Source organism: Rhodopseudomonas sp. P2A-2r, from assembly GCF_026015985.1.
Taxonomy (GTDB): domain Bacteria; phylum Pseudomonadota; class Alphaproteobacteria; order Rhizobiales; family Xanthobacteraceae; genus Tardiphaga.
The window spans coordinates 4,389,818-4,410,067 of sequence record NZ_CP110389.1; the positions used below are offsets into that span (position 1 = coordinate 4,389,818).

Sequence of the window (20,250 nt, forward strand, 5' to 3'; positions counted from 1 at the left end):
GCCGGGACCGGGCAAAACCTGGTCGGGTCATCCGCCAGTCACAGACCATCGCCAGCCATGGCGAAATCCTGCGGTCGCCAAACCAGCAGCCGGTCACAGCGGACGCCGAGGCGCAGCCTTGGGTCAATGCAGATCCGTCGCACGATGGGCATCCGGCATTCCTCCGAGCCGACACGACGCAAGCAAGGCTGAGGCCCCAGCGCTGCGCATTCCTTCCAGCAAGTTCGGATCGTCGGTCGCAGGCCAAAGAAACAAGCTGAAGGCGCGGAAATTACAAGGTTTGCCCAAGGTCTCGATCTCCGATCTGCGACATGGTGCATCCGGCCTCTTCAAACCAGCAGGATCAGACCTCGCCGGCCGTATCGCCCCCCTGGATGACGCAAGACGAAACGCAGCGTCGCAACGCTGATCCAACCGTCCAGATCGCCTGGCTCTGCGACATGGTCCTGCCGCCGGAGACTCCGGTGAGATCACCAGGTGACTGCAATGATCTTGAGATCGATTTTCCTGCGCCTCATCCCTCTGTTTGTCCGGTGTTGAGATGAGCAGAGATTCCGACCACCCGGATGATTCCGCGCCGGCAACTGCCGCAGTTGGCAACGAAGCGGCATCCGCCGCGCCACGCCCTGCCACGATGGAGATGGCGCGCGTTCTCAAGATGGCGCCTGTCCGCATGGTCGCCGAGGAGTCCAGCGGCGTCATCGCGCACTGGCGGCACGATCCACTGCACGATGTTGTCGGGCCGATGGCGGATCACGTGGTCATGACCTTCCCCGCCGGATCGCAGCGCTTCGAGCGACGCACCGGCAGGTCCGTGGTCCACGGAACGCTGCGTCCGGGCGTCATCACGATCATCCCGGCCGGCTCTTCGTCCCGATGGGACATTCATCGGCCGGTGGATGTCGTTCATCTCAATCTCCCGCAGGCAACGCTCGCGCGCGTCGCCAGCGAAGCGGATGCTGCCGGCCCTCGCAATCTGCTGGATCGCACGGCGCACCCCGATCTGATCACCGCGCGATTGCTGCTGAGCGCGGCCGACGCTCTGGATGGCAGCGCGGCGCTGGACGCCCTGTTCCGTCACCAACTGACGGACCTTCTTGCAACGCGTTTGCTGGCGGCTCACGCCGGCGCGCCCGTCACGACCCAGCCGGTGATCGGCGGCCTGTCGCCGCCGGCATTGATGCGCGCCATCGAACGGCTTCGCTCTGACAGTGACTCGGACGTCTCGCTCGGTGCGCTGGCGGCGGATGCGGGATTGTCGCGCTTCCACTTCTGCCGCGCGTTCAAGGAAAGCACCGGTCTTTCGCCGCATGCCTGGCTGCGCCAGCACAGGCTCGAACAGGCGATGAACATGTTGCGCGACTCGGATGTCTCCGTGGTGTCGGTGGCCGCGGCGCTCGGCTACGCCTCGCAAACCGCTTTCGCCGCCGCATTCCGCAAACTGACCGGAGAAACGCCGACCGACTGGCGCCGGCGCGTGCGTTAGCAGCAATTGCGCGACAACTCCCTCAATCGCTCTGGGGCGGCGGTCAGCCCCGACAGCTAAACCATCATTGTGTCCACGAACTGACGGAGACAACGATGACCTGGACGAGCTTTGCGATCGCACCGCGAAGAAGACTGATAGCTACCGCTCTGATGTACGGCCTTTCCCTGACCGTTCGTCTGACCTCGGCAGCAGGTGAGGACGGGAGTGTCCCGGTACAGGCCGCGCAATGCGCCGCCTTCGCTTCCACCCCTTTCAACGAGAGGCCGGCAACGCCCGCTTTCCGCATGGTCGACCTTCAACGCTCCTCACGGAGCCGAAGCTGCCAGGCGGGATGCGAGCCCGCTTTGCCGACCTGAGCGCCCCTATCGATATCAAGACCGATTGCTTCACCGCACCGCGTCGCTGATCGCCGTGAGCAACGCCGCGCCGCATTCAAAATCCATTCAGGAGTCCATCACATGAAACTTGTCATCATCGGCGCTGGCTTCGCCGGCATGTATGCCGCACTGTCGTCTGCACGATTGCGCGACATTCAGGGCATTTCGCCCGACGAGCTGGAGATCATCCTGATTGCGCCGGAGCCGTCGCTGGTCGTCCGTCCGCGTCTCTATGAGCCGAAGCCGGAGACACTGACGGCGCCGTTGCTCGATCTGTTTGCGGCGATCGACGTCGTCTATGTCAAAGGCAGCGCCGAGACCATCGATACCGCCGGCCGCAAGGTTCACACGACAGATGCGGACGGCACGCGACAGACCGTGAGCTACGACCGTTTGGTTGTTGCAACCGGCAGCCGCTTGTTCCGCCCCAACATTCCCGGCCTTGCCGAGCACGGCTACAGCGCCGATCAGCTCGCCGACGCGGTAACCCTCGATCGCCACATCCAGAGTCCGGCCACGGCGCCGGCCACCAAGGGACGTAACACGGTCGTCGTTGCCGGCGGCGGCTTCACCGGCATCGAGGTCGCGACGGAGATGCCCGCGCGGCTGCGCGACATCTTCGGCAGCGATGTCGAGACTCGTATCATCATCGTGGAGCGCGGCGCGGTGATTGCGCCTGCGATGGGCACAGAGCCACGGCCCCTCATCGAAGAAGCGTTGCGCAAGCTTGGGGTGGAAACCCGATTTGGCGCCGGCGTGGCATCGCTGGATGCGACCGGCGTTACACTCACCAGCGGCGAACGGATCGAAACGTCAACGCTGATCTGGGCAGCCGGCATGCGCGCCGCGCCGCTGACCGCGCAAATTGCTGCCGAGCGTGACAATTTTGGCCGTCTTCTGGTCGATCAGGCCTTGCGCGTGTCCGCCGTTCCAGCGGTCTTCGCCACCGGCGACGCAGCGAGGGCGGCATGCGACGATCTCGGCCACTACGCGCTGATGTCGTGCCAGCACGCGATCCGCATGGGCGCCTTTGCCGGTCACAATGCTGCGGCTGAATTGCTGGGTCTTTCGACCAAGACCTATCACCAGAAGGCCTATGTCACCTGTCTCGACCTCGGCGAAGCGGGCGCGATCTTCACCCGCGGCTGGGACCCCAAGGTCGAAATGATCGGCGCCGTGGCGAAGAAGACCAAGCAGGAAATCAATACGGCCTGGATCTATCCGCCCCGCGCGGAACGTGCCGCCGCTCTGGCAGCCGCCGATCCCGAGCGCGTGATCGAACTGTAACCACACATCCAAACGACGGCCGCGCCTTCCCTGGCTGCGCGGCTGGCTCGCTCATCAACAGCCGGGCATCTTTATCATCAAGCAAGAGAGACCCATGAACTTTCAAATGAACTCACAGTCCGTTCAATCGGGCGCCAACGAACTGGTCCCGTCGCGCTATGCGGTGCAGATCGGCGACATCGAAGTGCTTGTCATCAGCGACGGCGTGCTGCCGCTCCCGAACGCCATGCTGGGACACAACACCGAACCGGCGGCGCGGGCAGCCTGGATGCACGATCAGTTCCTGCCGCTGGACGCGTCCGACTGGCCGCTGAACGTGGTCCGGCGAACAGACCATCCTGGTCGACGCCGGGCTGGGACTGGATCCGGACCTGCATTTGCCGCGGGCCGGCCAGTTGGTCAGGCGACTGGCGGCCGCCGGCATCGACCTCGCGTCGGTGACCGATGTGGTGCTGACCCACTTGCATATGGACCACGTCGGCGGGCTGCTTGTCGAAGGAGTGAAGGAGCAGCTGCGTCGGGACCTGCGGATCCACGTGGCCACCGCCGAGGTGGCATTCTGGGAGGCACCCGATTTTTCCCAGACCAGGATGCCGGACGGCTTCCCGGCCGCGCTTCGGGCGACCGCGAAGCGGTTCATGGCCGAATACCGGAGCCATTTCCGTACGTTCAAGGACGCGCACGAGCTAGCCCCCGGCGTCACCGTCCGCCGCACCGGTGGCCATACGCCCGGTCACAGCGTGGTTCGCCTGGCGTCCGGTAACGACGCACTGACCTTCGCCGGCGACGCCGTATTCACGGTCGGGTTCGAAGAGCCAGACTGGTATAACGGCTTCGAACACGACCCCGCAGAGGCCGCCCGCGTGCGGACCCGCCTCTTGAAGGATCTGGCGGCGACCGGCGAGTTGCTGGTGGCCACTCACCTGCCGTTCCCATCCACGGGCCGGGTGGCCATCGACGGCGACGCCTTCCGCTGGGTGCCGATCTCCTGGGACTTCTGACGGTCTCCTGAGCGAACCAGCGCTGGGGCGCGTGCCTGTACAATCGGCAGGCGCACGCCCCAGCCTGATCCTTGATGTCAGCCAGCGATCCGACTGCTGCGGAATCGGGCAAATGTTCACCGGCCTGGCCCCCGACCAAGGGATCGACTGCCGCCCCAACCGGCCGAGCGTCAGCCGCCATATGAGCGTGACGAGGGGTAGCCATCGGCCAGTGCCGGGCGCCGCACGACCGCATGCCGGAGCGATATTCCCCTTGAATATCAACCAACTTCCAATTGACGGCGGCACAATGCGCTGAAATGGTGCCGGCGCTTCACGTCCCAAGGGCTGACAAGAGCCGCCGTGCTGCCGCGCATGGGCGAATGGGGAGCGAGATCGGGAGGGATTGTTGCAAACACTTCTTGGGGTGAGCCGCAGGATCGACGCGTTCAATACGCTGGTCGGTCGCTGGATATCCTGGCTGATTGTTGTCGCTGTGATCATCTCGGCGGCCAATGCCATCATCCGCAAGGTATTCGACGTCTCCTCGAATTCCTTTCTCGAATTGCAATGGGTGCTGTTCAGCATCGTTTTCCTGCTGTGCTCGCCATGGACGCTGCTGAGCAACGAACACATCCGCATCGACATCATCAATCATGCGATGCCGCTCAAGGTTCGTGGCTGGATCGACATGATCGGCCACGTGTTTTTTCTACTGCCTTTCACCCTGATCCTGCTGTGGACGTCGGTGCCTTTCTTTCTGGTGTCATACCACCAGAACGAACAATCGTTCAGCGCCGGCGGACTGCCGCAATGGCCCGCCAAATCGCTGATCATGATCGCCTGCGTGCTGCTGCTGATCCAGGGCATTTCCGAGATCATCAAGCGCGCCGCGATGATGCAGGGCATCATTCCGGATTCCAACGCCAATGCCATCAGCGCCCAGCGCGCGGCGGAGCTCGAGGCTGAGCGGCTGGTGATGCATATCGCCGGCGAGAAGCATTGAATTTACCTATGGTTTCCAGGCACGGGAAGATTTTCGCATGACCGCTATGTTCATCCACTACATGGCGCCGATCATGTTCGCGTCGCTGGTGCTGTTCCTGCTGCTCGGATACCCCGTCGCGTTCTCGCTCGCAGCCAACGGACTGATCTTCGCTTTCATCGGCATCGAACTCGGCCTGTTCCGGCCGGACTTCATGCAAGCACTGCCCGAACGCGTCTACGGCGTCATGAACAACGAGACGCTGCTGGCGATCCCGTTCTTTACCTTCATGGGGCTGGTGCTCGAAAGATCGGGCATGGCCGAGGATCTGCTGGAGACCATCGGCCAGTTGTTCGGCAGCATCCGCGGCGGCATCGCCTATGCGGTGGTGTTCGTCGGCGCCCTGCTCGCCGCCACCACCGGCGTGGTCGCCGCGTCGGTGATTTCGATGGGCCTGATCTCGCTGCCGATCATGCTGCGCTACGGCTACGATCGCCGCGTCGCCACCGGGGTGATCGCCGCCTCCGGTACGCTGGCACAGATCATCCCGCCCTCACTGGTGCTGATCGTGATGGCCGACCAGCTCGGCCGCTCCGTCGGCGACATGTATGAGGGCGCCTTCATCCCCGGCATCGTGCTGGCGCTGATGTACGCGTTCTACATCTTCCTGGTGACGGTGTTCGCGCCGACTGCGGCCCCCGGCCTGCCGCTGGAAGCGCAGACCCTGCGCGAGCCGGAGACCGCCAAGCATCCCTCGATCTTTCCGATCGCCGCCATCTCGGCTGCCGCGACCGCTTACTTCTTCGTCGTTCACGTCGGCCTGTTCGACTGGACACAGCCGCTGTTCGACAAGATCGGCCTGAGCGCCAAGGTGCTGCAGGGCTTCTGGTTCATCATCGTCACGGGCATCCTGACCAAGCCATTCATCGGCATCGTCAGAACAATGACCATGTCGCTGTATCTGACGCTGGTCAGCGCGACCACGATCGCCATTGTCGCGATGGGCTTCACCGAGGTGAAATCCGGCGCCGACTATGTCGTTCTGACCATGTCGATCACCGTCGGCGTATCGTTCATCCTCGCCATTCTCAACCGCGTGCTGCGCCTCAAGCTGCTGTCGAAGCTGGCCCAGCAGGTGGTGTTCGTGATGGTGCCGCCGCTCGGGCTGATCTTCCTGGTGCTCGGCACCATTTTCATCGGGGTGGCCACGCCGACCGAAGGCGGCGCCATGGGAGCGGCCGGCGCGGTCATCCTCGCGATGATGAAAGGCCGGCTCACCTTCGACCTCACCCGCCAGGCCACCGAAGCCACTGCAAAACTGTCCGCCTTCGTCGTGCTGATCCTGGTCGGTGCCCGCGTCTTCTCGCTGACCTTTTACGGCGTCGACGGCCATCGCTGGGTCGAGGAACTGCTGGTCGGCCTGCCCGGCGGCCAGGTCGGCTTCCTGATCTTCGTCAACGCCTTCGTGTTCGTGCTGGCGTTCTTCCTCGATTTCTTCGAACTGGCCTTCATCGTGATCCCGCTGCTGGGACCGGCCGCGGAAAAGCTCGGCATCGACCTGATCTGGTTCGGCGTCATGATGGGCGTGAACATGCAGACCTCGTTCATGCATCCGCCATTCGGATTTGCGCTGTTCTATCTGCGCTCGGTGGCGCCGAAGGAATCCTATATCGACCGCGTCAGCGGCAAACGCATGGAGCCGGTCACCACCGGCCAGATCTACTGGGGCTCGGTGCCGTTCGTCATCATCCAGGTGATCATGGTCGGCCTGGTCATCGCCTTCCCGGCGATGGTGATGCATTACAAGGGCGCCGCGTCGAACATCGACGCTAGCAAGATCAATATCGACATTCCGCAAATGGACATGCCGGCGCTGGATTTCGGGCCGCCGAAATAGCGGGCCTGTTCTCATCGAGCGGTTCCTGGACACGCTCACGTCTAATCTCATGGTTAGGCAATACGGCGGCGCGTGAGCGCCGCTGTAAACATATGCGCGAACGTCAGGATCCGGTCGTTGCGACGATCCCGATCAGCCGCCGGCTGGCGTGGGGAAGGCCGATGCCGGCCGCTCTTCCTTCAGGTGCTGCCCAGCGAACACTTCCCTTGCCGCGAACAGGCCGTTCAGCGCCGCCGGGAATCCCGCATAGACCGCCATCTGCATGACGATCTCCACGATCTCAGCCTGGGAGAGCCCGACATTGAGGCCGGCCTGGATGTGCACCTTCAGTTGCGGCGCCGCGTTGCCCATCGCCGTCAACGCCGCGATGGTGGCGATCTCGCGGGCACGCAGATCGAGGCCGGGCCGCGAATAGATGTCGCCGAACGGAAACTCGAGCACATAGGTTGCGAAATCGGGCGCAATATCTGCGAGCGATGCGATGACCTTCTCGCCGGCCTCGCCGTCGATCTCAGCGAGCGCGCGCCGCCCGCGTTCGAGCCGGTTTTCGCCGGCGTTCTGGTGGTGCTGCGTCATAGTCCTTCATCCTCTGTTCCTCGCCGGCGTAGCCGGCGATCTTGGTATCGAGGACGAGAAGAGTGGCTTGCAGCTCAGCGACATGCGCACGGACCCGATCGCGGTGCTGCGCCAGCAGTTCGCGCCGCTCCGCCTCCGTGCCGACGCCGCGCTCCCGCAAGGCCGCATAGCGCAGCATGTCGCGGATCGGCATCCCGATCGTCCTGAGACGGCCAAGAAATCCGATCCAGACCAGGATCGATGCGTCGTAGTCCCGCTGGCTCGATCGGTCCCGGTCCGCATAGGGAAGCAGCCCGATCAGCTCGTAGTAGCGGATGGTGTGAGCCGACAGTCCCGAACGCTTTGCCAGTTCACCAATCTTCATGAGCACCTGTTCTCGCCACGACGCAAAAACAGATACGAGTTAGAGCGCACTCTAAGTCAAGGGAAAGATCAAACGCGGCACACCGCCCCGCCTGCGTTAAGCGACCCGCACGGTGAACTCATTGCAGCGACCTTCGTCGACAGCAAGCGGCTGTGAGATATAGCCGTTGGCGGGGTTGCGAACGTAATCGAGATAGTCGGACGCGAATGCGTTCTCCCCAAGCACCACAGCTCCGGGCGCCAGCCGCGGCTCGATCAGCCTGAGCACCGGCAGATAGAGCGAGAAGGCGCCGTCGATCAGCAGGACGTCGACCCCGCCCCCGATGTCCTTGAGCGTGTCCAGTGCGTCGCCTTCGCGGATCTCCACCAGATCGGCAAGGCCCGCCGCTTCGAGATGGGTTCGCGCCCGCGCAACCTTCGTCGGCTCAAGCTCGGAGCCGATCAGTTGTCCGCCGCCATTGTCGAAAAGTGCGGCCGCAAGATAGATCGTCGAGATCCCCATCGAGGTCCCGAACTCGACGATCCGGGTCGCCCTCCGCGCACGCGTGATGGCATAGAGGAAGCGGCCATAGGCCGGAGAAATCGCGAGGAAATGTTCGGCGTGACCGCGATACATGGTTCGATAGTTCACCCGTTCTTCGTCAACAAACCTGGCGGCCAAATCGTTCAACGTTTCACCGGACGTCTCCGACTGCGCCATCATCGTGGCCATCAGGTCGCGATCCGCGGCGTCGGCATCTGCGTGAAGCTTGTCGAGCGTCTCTGCGACGCGCTTGCTGCTCAGCAATGTCATGAAAGTCCCTTTCCGAAATGGACGAGACCGGGCCGGCCCCGGCTGCTCCATGCGGGTGGGATAAAGTCCGGCCGCTTTGGCGTCATTACGAAGTCTGGACAAATTCTTATCCGTTCGCGCCAACGGCATGGTAGATCGAGCCATGCCCATTCTGACAGACACTTCCGTTGCGTCCGACTGGATCGAGCCCGACGAGGTCGCGCGCCCGGTCGTCACCTACGGCATGGCGTCGAAGATGATCGGTTCTTTCGAGATCGACATGCACTGCCATGCGAAGGGGCAAATCATGCTCGTGCAGCGCGGCGCGCTGAGTTGCCGGGTGGAAGGCGGACTGTGGATCGTCCCGCCGCGTAGCGCTGTCTGGATACCAAGTGGCGCGCTGCACGCCATCAAGGCGACGGGCAAACTCGAAGGCTATAGTGCGTTCGTCGCCGCCGACTTCGATGCGGGGCTGCCGCAACGCTGCTGCACCGTCTCCGTGACGCCCTGCTGCGCGAACTGCTGTTCCGTGCCGCCAGCCTGCCGTTGTTCTACGATGAGGGCGGCGTGAATTCGCGGTTGATCGCGGTGCTGCTCGACGAGATCGCGGCCGCCAAGGTCGAAGACCTGCATCTGCCGATGCCGGCTGACCCGCGACTGCGCACCCTTGTCGACCTCATGATGGACGCCCCTGCGGAGCGCGGCTCGCTCGAGGGTTGGGCAAAGCGGGCCGGCCTGAGCGAGCGGACGCTGGGGCGGCTGATCAGCCGCGAGACCGGCATGAGCTTCGGACGCTGGCGCCAGCAACTCGGCGTCATGCTCGCCGTGCAATGGTTGGCCGGCGGCGCTTCGATCCAACAGGTGGCCAGCGACCTCGGCTATGAGAGCGTGCCGAGCTTCGTCACGATGTTCCGCAAGACGCTCGGCACCTCTCCGGGAAGGTACATGGCAGAGCGACATTCAGGCCGACAGGCCGGCGCCAAGAGGCGGCTTCACGAAGTTTGAATCCACCGTGCGACGCGCTATCGCTGCAACGCGACCGTCGCACGCACACGATCGCGCGACATCCTCCACTGCGCAAAATGGACCCGGGCGGTCCGTTTGAAATGCCGCGCCGGCAATCGAAATCGCGCAAGCGCTATGGTATACAAGCGCTTCCGTGTGAATGGATCCTGGCTGCCGCATGACAATTCCCAACGCGCTCTATGCGATCAACATCACCATGGAAGATGAGAGCGAGCGGCGGGCGTCCGGCATCATCGGGCTGCGCGACGGGCAGATCGTCGGAGGCGACAGTTTTTTCTACTACACGGGGATCTACAGCGCAGACAACGGCAGATGGAAAGGCGAGTTGATCACGCACCAGCATACGGACACGCCGGGCAAAAGCCCCTTGTTCGGCGGGCGTGAAGTCGGCTGCGGATTCTCAGGCACCTACGCCGACGGTACGGCTGACGTCCATGGTACGGCGCTGGTGGGCAAAGCCAGCGTCGCGTTCCGGGCCACCATGCGATTGCTGGTGCCTTTCTCGCCGGGACCCGTCTAGGCGGGCCCCGCGACCGGAGCGTCAGGTTTTGCCGGCGTCCGCCACCGCCTCAGTCGCCAGCGACTTGACCACTACCAGCCGTTTGACGCTGCCGTTCTGGAACGCGCGCAGGAAGGCGTCATAGTCCTTGAACGACACGCACCCATTGGAGTCGCCGTTGGGACCCAGCAGATAGCTGTGGGTGAGCAGGCCGGTCCTGCCGTACAGATCGCCCTCGCCGATCGGCGTCATCCGCAGCGCCTGAACGCCGTGGAAAAGTTTCTCGCGCGGCTTGAGCTCATAGACCTGCGGCGGCGTCGGACCGCGGTCTTTCACGTCGACGTAACGCACGTCGTCGAGCAGTTCGCGATAGCCGGAGTGAGCCTCCAGCCGCGTTCCGTCGGGCATGTAAACCGTGCGGGCCGAAATGTCATAGAGCGCGGTCTGGTGGCCCGGCGCGACCATCCCCGAAGGACGGTCCGAGCCATCATTGCCGATCCCGCCATCGGGGGACGCGGAGGCCAGCGTGGTTCCGGGCGGCTGCAGCATGGCGAAGGCCTTGCGCAACGCCGAGCTGACCTCGCTCAGGGGATCGGACGATGGCGGCTTCGCAGTATTGATCGACGGGGCCAGGCTTGCCGTCATGTTCGGCACGGCAGGCCGCACGCGCGGCAAGGGAATCTTGGGGACAGGTGCCTCAGCCCCATCGGCCACGGGAGCCTCGGTGCTGGCGCTCTGCATCGCCCGCGACAGTTCCTGCTTAGCCCGATCGAGCTGGGCCTTCGAGGCTGTCGGCCGCATGTCCACAAGCGTGTTTTCGAGGAAGCGCTCGGCGAACGTCACCGCGCTTTGGCCCGTCGCCTGGTGGGACGGGGCGATGACGGCGTAGGAGCCAGCCACAATAGCGCCCGCCGCCGCGGCGAGCGCCACGGCGAACCAGATCGACCCCATCAGAACCGGGTTTGATTTAGCGCTGGTTGCACGAACAGCCGCCAACGGAACTCCCTCAATCGGTTGCGCCAAAAATGCGCCTTTGAGACGGTTTCGTCAATCGGTCGACCACCGCAGAGGAGTTCGGGGGAACCGTCGCGCCGGCCACCGATCAGCCTAAAACTGCGCTTCCGTCCCATCAGGGATTCCCTGCCGCCCGCCCCATTCCGCGACCCTCAGGCGTCGAATACCACCTCTGCGTCACCCAGGGTCTCGAACCGCACCACGCAGCGGTCGCCGGGCTTGAGGAAATCCACCCCGGTCCAGCTGCCGGTGGTGACAATCTGGCCTGCTTTCACGCCGCCGGCGCCGTCCATCATGTTGGCGAGTGCGACGGCCCCTCCCAGCGGATCGCCGAACGGATGACTGCCCTGCTTCTCGTGCAGCGCCGTGCCGTTCACCAGCATGGTGATGCGCAGATTCGGCAGGTCGATGTGCGACCAGTCCGCGGTCTCCGGCCCGAACACCAGCCCGCCATTGATGGTGCAGTCCGCGAGCTGCTCCAGGTTGGGCCGGCCGCGCGGATCGCGATAGCGGCCCGATACGATCTCGATGACCGGCAGCACGGCGACGGCCCGGGCCACATCGTCCCGCGTATAGGGCGTGTCCCGCGGCGGCAGGTCGCGGATGAAGCGAAAGGCAATCTCGCCTTCCACGCCGCAATGCGGCACTTCGGCGGGCGACATCCGCACCGGGCTGGCGCGGATCGTGCGGGCATAGATCAGCCCGCGGGTCGGCTCGCCGTCCGGCGGCGCGTTGGCCTTGAAGCCGCCGACGGCGTCGCCCAGCAAGGCTGCCACGCGATCCTGGATGGCGTGGGCTTCGGCCACCGAGGCGGGCACCGCCGGCAGCGCATCGATCAGCCCGCCGTTGCGGCGCGCGTCGGCAAGTATCCCGGCAGCGGTTTCGATCTCTGATTCGGTCATATCGGGCCCTCGTTCGATCGGTTAGCATTAGCGGATTCGCGGCATGTCGTCCGGCAGCCATGCACGGCTTCATCCGATCGGACCTACCCTTTGAGGAGAGACGGATGCTCTACGAAGGCAGCTGCCATTGCGGAAAAATCGCATTCGACGTCGAGGGCGAATTCAGTTCAGCGATTGATTGCAACTGCTCACTGTGCCGGCGACGCGGCGGCCTGCTCGCCTTCGTCCCCCGCACAGGCTGACGTTGAAAACCCCGGAAGAAAATCTGTCGACCTATACATTCAACCACCACCTGCTGAAGCACCATTTTTGCGCAACATGCGGGATCGCGCCCTTTAGCGAGGGCAATTCCCCAAAGGGTGAAGCGACCGCCGCGATCAACCTTCGCTGCCTGCCGGAGATCGATCTGAAGATGGTGCAGATCATGCCGTACGAAGGCAAGGATCGCTAGGACGAGACCGCCGACCTATCCGATCGCAAAAGCGAAAGCCCGGCCTTCTCGCGAAGGCCGGGCTTTGTCCGACGATAGCCGCAAGTCAGGCGCGCGTGCGCGAACGGATCATGAAGCTGTCAAAGCTGTATTCCGCGACCTGCCACCAAGTGTACTGGTCGCCGCGGAAGGCCACCATGCTGTCATAGACTTTCTTGAACATCGCGTTGCTGGCCGAGGTCTCCGCATAGACTTCGTTGGCCGCTTTCAGCGACGCATCCATGATGGACGCCGAGAACGGACGCAGCTGCGTGCCACCCGCCACCAGCCGCTTCAGCGCCGGCGGATTGTAGGCGTCGTAGCGCGCCTGCATCGTTTCATTGGCCAGCGACGAGGCGGTCCTGATGATCGACTTGTAGCTGGCAGGAAGCTGCTCCCACTTGGCGAGGTTGACCATGTTGTGCAGCGTCGGACCGCCCTCCCAGAAGCCGGGATAGTAGTAATATTTGGCGACCTTCTGGAAGCCGAGCTTTTCGTCATCGTAAGGTCCGACCCATTCGGCGGCGTCGATGGTGCCCTTTTCCAGCGATGGATAGATATCACCTGCGGCGACCTGCTGCGGCACCATGCCGAGCTTGGTCAACACCCGCCCGGCGAAGCCGCCGATGCGCATTTTCAGACCGCTGAAGTCGGACGGTTCCTTGATTTCCTTGCGAAACCAACCGCCCATCTGGCAGCCGGTGTTGCCGGCGGCGAAGCCGATGACATTGTAGCCCTTGAGAAATTCATTGAAGAGTTCGGCGCCGCCGCCGACCTGCAGCCACGAGGTCTGCATCCGGCTGTTGAGGCCGAACGGGACGGCAGTACCAAAGGCGAATGTCGGATCCTTGCCGACATAATAATAGGCCGCCGTGTGGCACATCTCCACGGTGCCGTTGGACGCGGCATCCAACGCCTGCAGACCGGGAACGATCTCCCCGGCGGCAAAGACCTGGATCTGGAATCTGTTGTCGGTGGCCTCGGCGACGGCCTTGGCGAACACCTCGCTGGCTCCATAGATCGTGTCGAGCGATTTCGGAAAGCTCGACGTCAACCGCCATTTGATCTCCGGCGAAGATTGCGCGATGGCCGGTGCGGCGATAGCCGCGCCTGCGACGCCCATGCCGGCAGCCTTGATGAACTCACGACGCTTCATGATGTCCTCCCTGGATGTGAATGTGCATGCCGCCCTTCTTGATGAGGGCGTTGCCGCAGCATGGTCCAGGTTCCAACGAGAATCTACGGCGATCTGAATGATCGCGACGCAAAACCCGGCCTTCTCGCGAAGGCCAGGCTTTTTCCTGTTCAGCTGGTTGAGCCGATCAGCCGCGGGTGCGCGAGCGGATCATGAAGCTGTCATAGGTATATTCGGCGACCTGCCACCACAGATATTCATCCGAGCGATAGGCCTGCATGGCGTCGATCGACTTCTTGAAGTCGGCGTTCTTGGCGGAGATTTCGCCCCACAGCTCGTTGGTCGCCTTGAGGCAGGCGTCGAGCACCTCGTTGGTGAACGGACGCAGCTGGGTGCCGCCAGCCACCAGTTGCTTGAGCGCCTGCGGGTTCTGCATGTCGTAACGCGCCGCCATCCAGGTGTTGGCATTGGTGCAGGCATTGGCGAGGATCGCCTGATAGTTCTTCGGCAGCGAATTGAACTTGTCGAGGTTGGTGAAGGCATGCACGGTCGGGCCGCCTTCCCAGAAGCCGGGATAGTAGTAGTACTTCGCGACCTTCTGGAAGCCGAGCTTCTGGTCGTCGTAGGGACCGACCCACTCGGCTGCGTCGATGGTGCCCTTTTCCAGCGACGGATAGATGTCGCCGCCGGCGAGCTGCTGCGGCACGACGCCGACCTTCTGCAGCACCTGGCCGGCAATGCCGCCGATGCGCATCTTCAGGCCGGACAGGTCGGCCACCGTCTTGATCTCCTTGCGGAACCAGCCGCCCATCTGGGTGCCGGTGTTGCCGCAGGGCATGCCGACCACGCCGAACTTCTTGTAGAACTCATTGGCGAGTTCGTTGCCGCCGCCCTGGAACAGCCAGGAATTCTGCTGGCGGGCGTTGAGGCCGAACGGCACCGAGGCGAAGATCGAGAAGGTCGGATCCTTGCCGACGTAGTAGTAAGACACGGTGTGGCACATCTCGACGGTGCCGTTGGAGGTGGCGTCGAGCGCCTGCAGTCCGGGCACCAGTTCGCCGGCGGCGAACACCTGGATCTGGAATTTGTTGTCGGTCATCTCGGCGACCTGCTTCGCCATGTATTCGGCGCCGCCATAGATGGTGTCGAGCGACTTCGGGAAGCTGGAGGCCAGACGCCACTTGATCTCGGGCGACGACTGCGCGATGGCCGGAGAAGCGACCGCAGCCACGGCGGCCCCGGCTGTTGATACCTTCAAAAATTCACGACGCTTCATATGGCCTCTCCTTGTTGCGGGCGTTTCCCAGAATCCCCGTGAGCGTGTTCAACAGCGACATGAAAATGGCATCGCCGAGACGCTCTCGTGACGGCTCTCTAACACGGATAGTCCGCAGCTGAAAACGCGGCGAGCCCCTCGTCGCTGCAATTAAACGAAAGTTCTATGCGACATGACAGCCGCAGCGCCTGCTGCGGGCTCAGGCCGCGGCGGTGGCCACCTGGAGCTGATCGCGGACCTGGGCGGCGATCGACCGGTAGATTGCCGCATGCGGGCCGTCCGGTTCGCTCACCACCACCGGCGTGCCGGCGTCGGACATGGCGCGAATCGACATGTGCAGCGGCACCTCGCCGAGGAACGGCACGCCGAGACGCTCGGCCTCGTGGCGCGCGCCGCCATGGCCGAAGATGTCCGACCGGGTGCCGCATTCCGGACACTGGAAATAGCTCATGTTCTCGATGATGCCGAGCACGGGCACGTTGACCTTGGTGAACATGGCCAGACCGCGGCGGGCATCGATCAGAGCGAGGTCCTGCGGCGTCGAGACGATCACGGCGCCCTTCAGGGGCACGTTCTGCGCCAGCGTCAGCTGGGCGTCCCCGGTGCCGGGCGGCATGTCGACGACGAGCACGTCAAGGGTGCCCCAGGCGACATCGCGCAGCATCTGGGTGATCGCCGACATCACCATCGGTCCGCGCCAGATCATCGCGGTCTCTTCCTCGACCAGGAAGCCGATCGACATGATCGACAGCCCGAACTTGGCGATCGGGATCATCTTCTTGGTTTCGTCGAGGACGGGCTTGTCGCGGATACCGGTCAGGCGCGGCACCGACGGGCCGTAGATATCGGCGTCGAGCAACCCGACGCGCAGGCCGAGATCGCGCAGCCCCAGCGCCAGATTGAGCGCGGTGGTCGATTTGCCGACGCCGCCCTTGCCGGAGGCCACCGCGATCACAGCGGCGATGCCGGGAATTTCGGCCTGCCTCGACATCGGCGAGCCCGCCGGGTTGGCCGGCGGGCGATGCGCCGACACCGGCTGCACGCCCGGCTTGTGGCTGTGCGGCGCAGGCGCAGCACCAGGCTTACGCTCGGCGGTCAGCGCAACCATGGCACCGGTGACGCCGGGAACGGCGCGCACGGCCTTTTCCGCTTCGGCGCGCACGCTTTCCCAGGCGCGCGCCTCGGCGGCGTCGACATTGATCGAGAACAGCACGCGGCCGTCGGTGACGGCGATCTCCGACAGCACATTCGCATGGCTCAGCGCGACGCCGCGCGGCGATTTCACCGCCGCCAGCGCTTCGAGAATCTGCTGTTTTGTCACGCTCAATGGAGATCTCCCGGCCGGCCTCAAGTCAGACCGCACAGATAGAGCACTTCCAGCCCAAGTCCACGGCGAAATTGGCGGCGCAGGTAAGCCATGCGGCGAGGGTCACGCGCACCAAACGCGTTGTGCGTCGCAATAGCGTAGGACCATAGGCGGCTTTCGCGGGGCTTTGCCGCGCCGGCTTCCCCGTTTATGCTGGCGTCGAACGCTCTCGTTGCCCGCGGCATCGCTCCGGGCCCCCTCACCTCTTTTCAAATCACAGCCGGCGCTCAAGCCGGTCGCACACAAGGGTATGGACATGGCCAAAGTTGCTTTCATCGGTCTCGGCGTCATGGGTTTCCCAATGGCCGGACACCTGGTGGTCAAGGGCAAGCACGAGGTGACCGTGTTCAACCGCAATCCGGCCAAGGCCAAGACCTGGGCGGAAAAATTCGGCGGCCGCACCGCCTCGACGCCGCAGGCCGCCGCCGAGGGCCAGGATTTCGTGATGGCCTGCGTCGGCAATGACGACGATCTGCGCGCCGTCACCACCGGCGAGAACGGCGCATTCGCCGGCATGGCCAAGAACGCGATCTTCGTCGATCACACCACGGCGTCGGCGGAAGTCGCGCGCGAACTCAATGCCGCGGCCGACAAGGCAGGCTTCCACTTCATCGACGCGCCGGTGTCCGGCGGCCAGGCCGGCGCCGAGAACGGCGCACTCACCGTGATGTGCGGCGGCACCGAGGCCGCCTATGCCAAGGCCGCGCCGGTGATCGAAGCCTATGCCAAGATGCAGAAGCTGCTGGGCCCCGCCGGCTCCGGCCAGCTGACAAAAATGGTCAACCAGATCTGCATCGCTGGCCTGGTCGAGGCTTTGTCCGAGGGCATTCACTTCGCCAAGAAGGCCGGGCTCGACGTCAATGCGGTGATCGAGGTGATCTCCAAGGGCGCGGCGCAATCGTGGCAGATGGAGAACCGCTACAAGACCATGAACGACGGCAAGTTCGACTTCGGCTTTGCGGTCGAATGGATGCGCAAGGACCTCTCGATCTGCCTCGCCGAGTCCCGCCGCAACGGTGCCACCCTGCCGGTCACGGCGCTGGTGGATGCGTTCTACGCGGAAGTCGAGACGATGGGCGGCAAACGCTGGGATACCTCCAGCCTGCTGGCCCGGCTGCAGCGATAAAACGTCGTAAAATCAACGGATTGACGAAAGAAACGGGGATCCGCGGCGAATGCCGCGGATCGCAGACTTAATGTGCTTTTAACCGAATTATCCGGTTTTTTAAGGCACCTCTTAAGGATTGTGCGGCACAGATAGGCGGAGTGGTAAACCGCGCACGGATGCGTGCAGGATTGTGTCCAGTTTGATGAGTAAGCCTGCCGATAGGCCCGAAGTCGTTCAGCTTCCGGCGGAACCCACCGTGATTCCCACGGCGCGCAGCCGCCGTGCGGCCACGCAGCGGGTGCGCGAGGCACGCGACCGGCTGACCTCGACATCGGGCACAAGGCCGGCCTTCGATCGAGAACTGATCCGGCAATATGCCCAGACCCGGCTGTCGGCCTCGCTGGTGGTGGTGCTGCTGGTGGTGGCCACGGGCGTGCTGTTCGGACTGTGGATGCAGCCGCTGTCGGCGGCGATCTGGACCTGCGGGATGCTGTGCACCCATGCGGTCATCATCCGCTCCTGCCAGCGCTATCTCGCCGAACCGCCCTCGCCGGCGCATAGCCGCAAATGGCGCATCCGTTTCGTCCTGCTCGACCTGCTCTATGGCCTGTGCTGGACCGTGATCCTGGTTCACCCCGCCGACATCGACATCGTCTCCAACTCGATGATGATGTTCCTGATGCTGCTGGTGGTGGCGGTCTCCAGCATGCTGGCCGCCAGCCTGCCGATCGCCGCCTTCGCCGCCACCGCGCCGGTGACCTCCGGCGTCGCGCTGAATTTCATCCTCCATGGCGGCTTCGATAACTACGTGCTGGCCGCGCTCGCGGTGTCGGCCGAGGGCTACTTTGCCCTGCTGGCGCACCGGCTGCATTCGACCACGCTGACCGCGCTGGAGGCGCGCGCGGAAAAGGATGCGCTGATCGGCGAGCTGGAACAGGCCAAGGCGATCTCCGACGAGGCGCGCCACCGCGCCGAGGCCGCCAATGTCGCCAAGTCGCGCTTTCTCGCCCAGATGAGCCACGAGCTGCGCACGCCGCTGAACGCCATTCTCGGCTTTTCCGAAGTGATGAAGAGCGAGATCTTCGGCGGCCATGCCGTGCCGGTCTACAAGGAATACTCCGCCGACATCCACAATTCCGGCGTGCACCTCTTGAACCTGATCAACGAGATCCTCGACCTCAGCCGGATCGAGGCCGGTCGCTACGAGCTCAACGAGGAAGCGGTGTCGCTGGAGCATGTGGTGGCCGACTGCCATCACCTCTTGAAGCTGCGCGCCTCGAGCCGCGGCATCACCATCCATGAGGTGTTCGAACACGGCATGCCGCGGATCTGGGGCGACGAGCGCGCCTGCCGCCAGATCGTGCTCAACCTCTTGTCGAACGCCATCAAGTTCACGCCGCAAGGCGGCGAGGTCTGGCTCAAGGTCGGCTGGACCGCCTCCGGCGGGCAATACCTAAGCTGCCGCGACACCGGCTCCGGCATTGCCGAAGACGAGATCCCGATCGTGCTGGCCTCGTTCGGCCAGGGCTCCAACTCGATCAAGTCAGCCGAACAGGGCGCGGGTCTCGGCCTGCCGATCGCCAAGAGCCTGATCGACATGCACGGCGGCACCTTCACGCTGCGCTCGAAATTGCGCGTCGGCACCGAAGTGATCGTCACTTTCCCGCCGGAGCGCGTGATGTCGGCGCTGGCGCCGATGTCCGAGGACGGCCCGCCGCTGCAGCCCGAAGCCTACACCACCGGCAATGACGAAAAGCGCCGGGTCCGCAACAAGCCGATCATGAGCGCGGGGACCAGTCTTTAAGCCAGATTTTGAGCGCAAAGGCTTGCGCAAGCGAGCCGATCCACTTCAAACTCCATTCATGAGCATCGAGACGCCGTGCATCGCAGTCTGCATCATCGACCCGAAAACCAAGCTGTGCCTCGGCTGCGGACGAACGCTGCCGGAAATTGCGCGCTGGCACCGGATCGAGAGCAGCGAGCGGCTGGACATCATGGCGGCCCTGCCCGCGCGCATGATCGAAGCCGGCCTGGAGATCATGTCCGCTCCCCGCAAGAAAGCCGCCTCCTCCCTCACCTGACCGGTGCGCCATGAGCCGGCTGCTGCTGCTGATCGCGGTGCTCGCCGCCACGATCGGTGCGGCGCTGGCCTATGGCGATCCCGCCGAGATCGCCAAGGCCCGCAGCAAGGCCGGCGCGCTGGTGTCGGACATGCTGCGCAAGGCACCGGACAAGCCGGTGCGTGCCGTAGAGATCCCGCGCGGCCAGGGCGGCGAGTTCGGCCTGCGCGCGCAGATCAACGGCGTCACCACCCCGATGGTGATCGACACCGGCGCCACCTCGGTGGTGCTGACCTGGGAGACCGCGAAAGCTGCCGGCCTGCCGCTGGAACTGCTGGACTACAACGTCGACGTCGAGACCGCCGCCGGCCATACCCGCGCCGCGCGCCTCACCCTGGACCGCCTGGCCATCGGCAAACTCGTCGAGCGCTCGGTCCCCGCGCTGGTGGTGCCGCGCGGCCAGATGAAATCCAACCTGCTCGGCATGAGTTTTCTCGACCGCCTGGAAAGCTGGGAAGTCCGCGCCGACAAATTGATGCTGCGGGGATATCCGTAAGGACCGATAAGCCCAATTGAAACGCGAACCGTTTCCCGGACGCGGTGCGGCGCGAAGTGCCGCTCCGCAGATCCGGGATCCCGGTTTCTTCCACGCCAACCAGGACCCCGGAT

Annotated in this window: 17 protein-coding genes and 3 pseudogenes; 12 read left to right on the plus strand and 8 right to left on the minus strand. The window is 64.1% G+C overall.

From position 1 onward, the window contains the following. The first annotated feature begins 541 nt into the window (after positions 1–541). The 5 genes and pseudogenes from ONR75_RS21260 to ONR75_RS21280 all read left to right on the plus strand — a co-directional run bounded on the left by ONR75_RS21260 (position 542) and on the right by ONR75_RS21280 (position 7,015). Complete coding sequence (locus ONR75_RS21260; protein WP_265078999.1) at positions 542–1,486, plus strand: helix-turn-helix transcriptional regulator; 945 nt, start codon at positions 542–544, stop codon at positions 1,484–1,486. 461 nt (positions 1,487–1,947) lie between these two features. Next, on the plus strand, positions 1,948–3,153 hold the full coding sequence (locus ONR75_RS21265; protein WP_265079000.1) for an NAD(P)/FAD-dependent oxidoreductase: 1,206 nt from the start codon (positions 1,948–1,950) through the stop codon (positions 3,151–3,153). A 94-nt stretch (positions 3,154–3,247) separates the two neighbouring features. Next, a pseudogene (locus ONR75_RS21270) lies at positions 3,248–4,154 on the plus strand (MBL fold metallo-hydrolase). A gap of 388 nt (positions 4,155–4,542) precedes the next feature. After that, positions 4,543–5,139 (plus strand): TRAP transporter small permease subunit, encoded by a 597-nt coding sequence (locus tag ONR75_RS21275; protein WP_265079001.1) that lies wholly within the window; start codon positions 4,543–4,545, stop codon positions 5,137–5,139. Between the two features lie 37 nt (positions 5,140–5,176). Continuing rightward, positions 5,177–7,015, plus strand: coding sequence for a TRAP transporter large permease (locus ONR75_RS21280; protein WP_265079002.1), 1,839 nt, complete (start codon positions 5,177–5,179; stop codon positions 7,013–7,015). A 132-nt stretch (positions 7,016–7,147) separates the two neighbouring features. On the opposite strand, the gene ONR75_RS21285 is transcribed toward ONR75_RS21280, so the two are convergent. From ONR75_RS21285 to ONR75_RS21295, 3 genes are all read right to left on the minus strand, one after another. Continuing rightward, positions 7,148–7,591 carry a carboxymuconolactone decarboxylase family protein gene (locus ONR75_RS21285; RefSeq protein ID WP_265079003.1) on the minus strand — a complete coding sequence of 148 codons (444 nt, stop codon included), beginning with the start codon at positions 7,589–7,591 and terminating at the stop codon, positions 7,148–7,150. Next, positions 7,527–7,955, minus strand: a complete 429-nt coding sequence (locus tag ONR75_RS21290) for a MerR family transcriptional regulator (protein WP_265079004.1) — start codon at positions 7,953–7,955, stop codon at positions 7,527–7,529. The genes ONR75_RS21285 and ONR75_RS21290 overlap by 65 nt, the downstream gene beginning before the upstream one ends. Before the next feature lie 96 nt (positions 7,956–8,051). Further along, positions 8,052–8,747 carry an O-methyltransferase gene (locus ONR75_RS21295; RefSeq protein WP_265083754.1) on the minus strand — a complete coding sequence of 232 codons (696 nt, stop codon included), beginning with the start codon at positions 8,745–8,747 and terminating at the stop codon, positions 8,052–8,054. A 142-nt stretch (positions 8,748–8,889) separates the two neighbouring features. Here ONR75_RS21295 and ONR75_RS21300 point away from each other — a divergent pair. Further along, positions 8,890–9,731, plus strand: a pseudogene (locus ONR75_RS21300) (AraC family transcriptional regulator). Positions 9,732–9,909: 178 nt separating this feature from the next. Next, entirely contained in the window at positions 9,910–10,272 is a 363-nt protein-coding gene (locus ONR75_RS21305; RefSeq protein WP_265079005.1) for a hypothetical protein, read from the plus strand. Positions 10,273–10,293: 21 nt separating this feature from the next. Here ONR75_RS21305 and ONR75_RS21310 read toward each other — a convergent pair whose 3' ends face one another. Then, entirely contained in the window at positions 10,294–11,247 is a 954-nt protein-coding gene (locus tag ONR75_RS21310) for a DUF2778 domain-containing protein (protein ID WP_265079006.1), read from the minus strand. Positions 11,248–11,417: 170 nt separating this feature from the next. Next, positions 11,418–12,167, minus strand: coding sequence for a 2-keto-4-pentenoate hydratase (locus tag ONR75_RS21315; RefSeq protein ID WP_265079007.1), 750 nt, complete (start codon positions 12,165–12,167; stop codon positions 11,418–11,420). A gap of 104 nt (positions 12,168–12,271) precedes the next feature. Between ONR75_RS21315 and ONR75_RS21320 the strand changes: the two are divergent. Further along, a pseudogene (locus ONR75_RS21320) lies at positions 12,272–12,618 on the plus strand (GFA family protein). Between the two features lie 85 nt (positions 12,619–12,703). On the opposite strand, the gene ONR75_RS21325 reads toward ONR75_RS21320, so the two are convergent. From ONR75_RS21325 to ONR75_RS21335, 3 genes are all read right to left on the minus strand, one after another. Next, positions 12,704–13,792, minus strand: coding sequence for a TRAP transporter substrate-binding protein (locus ONR75_RS21325; RefSeq protein WP_265079008.1), 1,089 nt, complete (start codon positions 13,790–13,792; stop codon positions 12,704–12,706). Positions 13,793–13,958: 166 nt separating this feature from the next. Then, on the minus strand, positions 13,959–15,047 hold the full coding sequence (locus ONR75_RS21330) for a TRAP transporter substrate-binding protein (RefSeq protein ID WP_265079009.1): 1,089 nt from the start codon (positions 15,045–15,047) through the stop codon (positions 13,959–13,961). 199 nt (positions 15,048–15,246) lie between these two features. Further along, positions 15,247–16,374, minus strand: coding sequence for an Mrp/NBP35 family ATP-binding protein (locus ONR75_RS21335; RefSeq protein ID WP_265079010.1), 1,128 nt, complete (start codon positions 16,372–16,374; stop codon positions 15,247–15,249). A gap of 295 nt (positions 16,375–16,669) precedes the next feature. Between ONR75_RS21335 and ONR75_RS21340 the strand changes: the two genes are divergently transcribed. The 4 genes from ONR75_RS21340 to ONR75_RS21355 all read left to right on the plus strand — a co-directional run bounded on the left by ONR75_RS21340 (position 16,670) and on the right by ONR75_RS21355 (position 20,137). Further along, positions 16,670–17,539, plus strand: coding sequence for an NAD(P)-dependent oxidoreductase (locus ONR75_RS21340; RefSeq protein ID WP_265079011.1), 870 nt, complete (start codon positions 16,670–16,672; stop codon positions 17,537–17,539). A 184-nt stretch (positions 17,540–17,723) separates the two neighbouring features. Beyond that, positions 17,724–19,325: a sensor histidine kinase gene (locus ONR75_RS21345; protein WP_265079012.1), complete on the plus strand. Its 1,602-nt coding sequence runs from the start codon at positions 17,724–17,726 to the stop codon at positions 19,323–19,325. Between the two features lie 58 nt (positions 19,326–19,383). Beyond that, positions 19,384–19,602: a DUF1289 domain-containing protein gene (locus tag ONR75_RS21350; RefSeq protein WP_265079013.1), complete on the plus strand. Its 219-nt coding sequence runs from the start codon at positions 19,384–19,386 to the stop codon at positions 19,600–19,602. Positions 19,603–19,612: 10 nt separating this feature from the next. After that, on the plus strand, positions 19,613–20,137 hold the full coding sequence (locus ONR75_RS21355) for a TIGR02281 family clan AA aspartic protease (RefSeq protein WP_265079014.1): 525 nt from the start codon (positions 19,613–19,615) through the stop codon (positions 20,135–20,137). Positions 20,138–20,250: the final 113 nt, after the last annotated feature.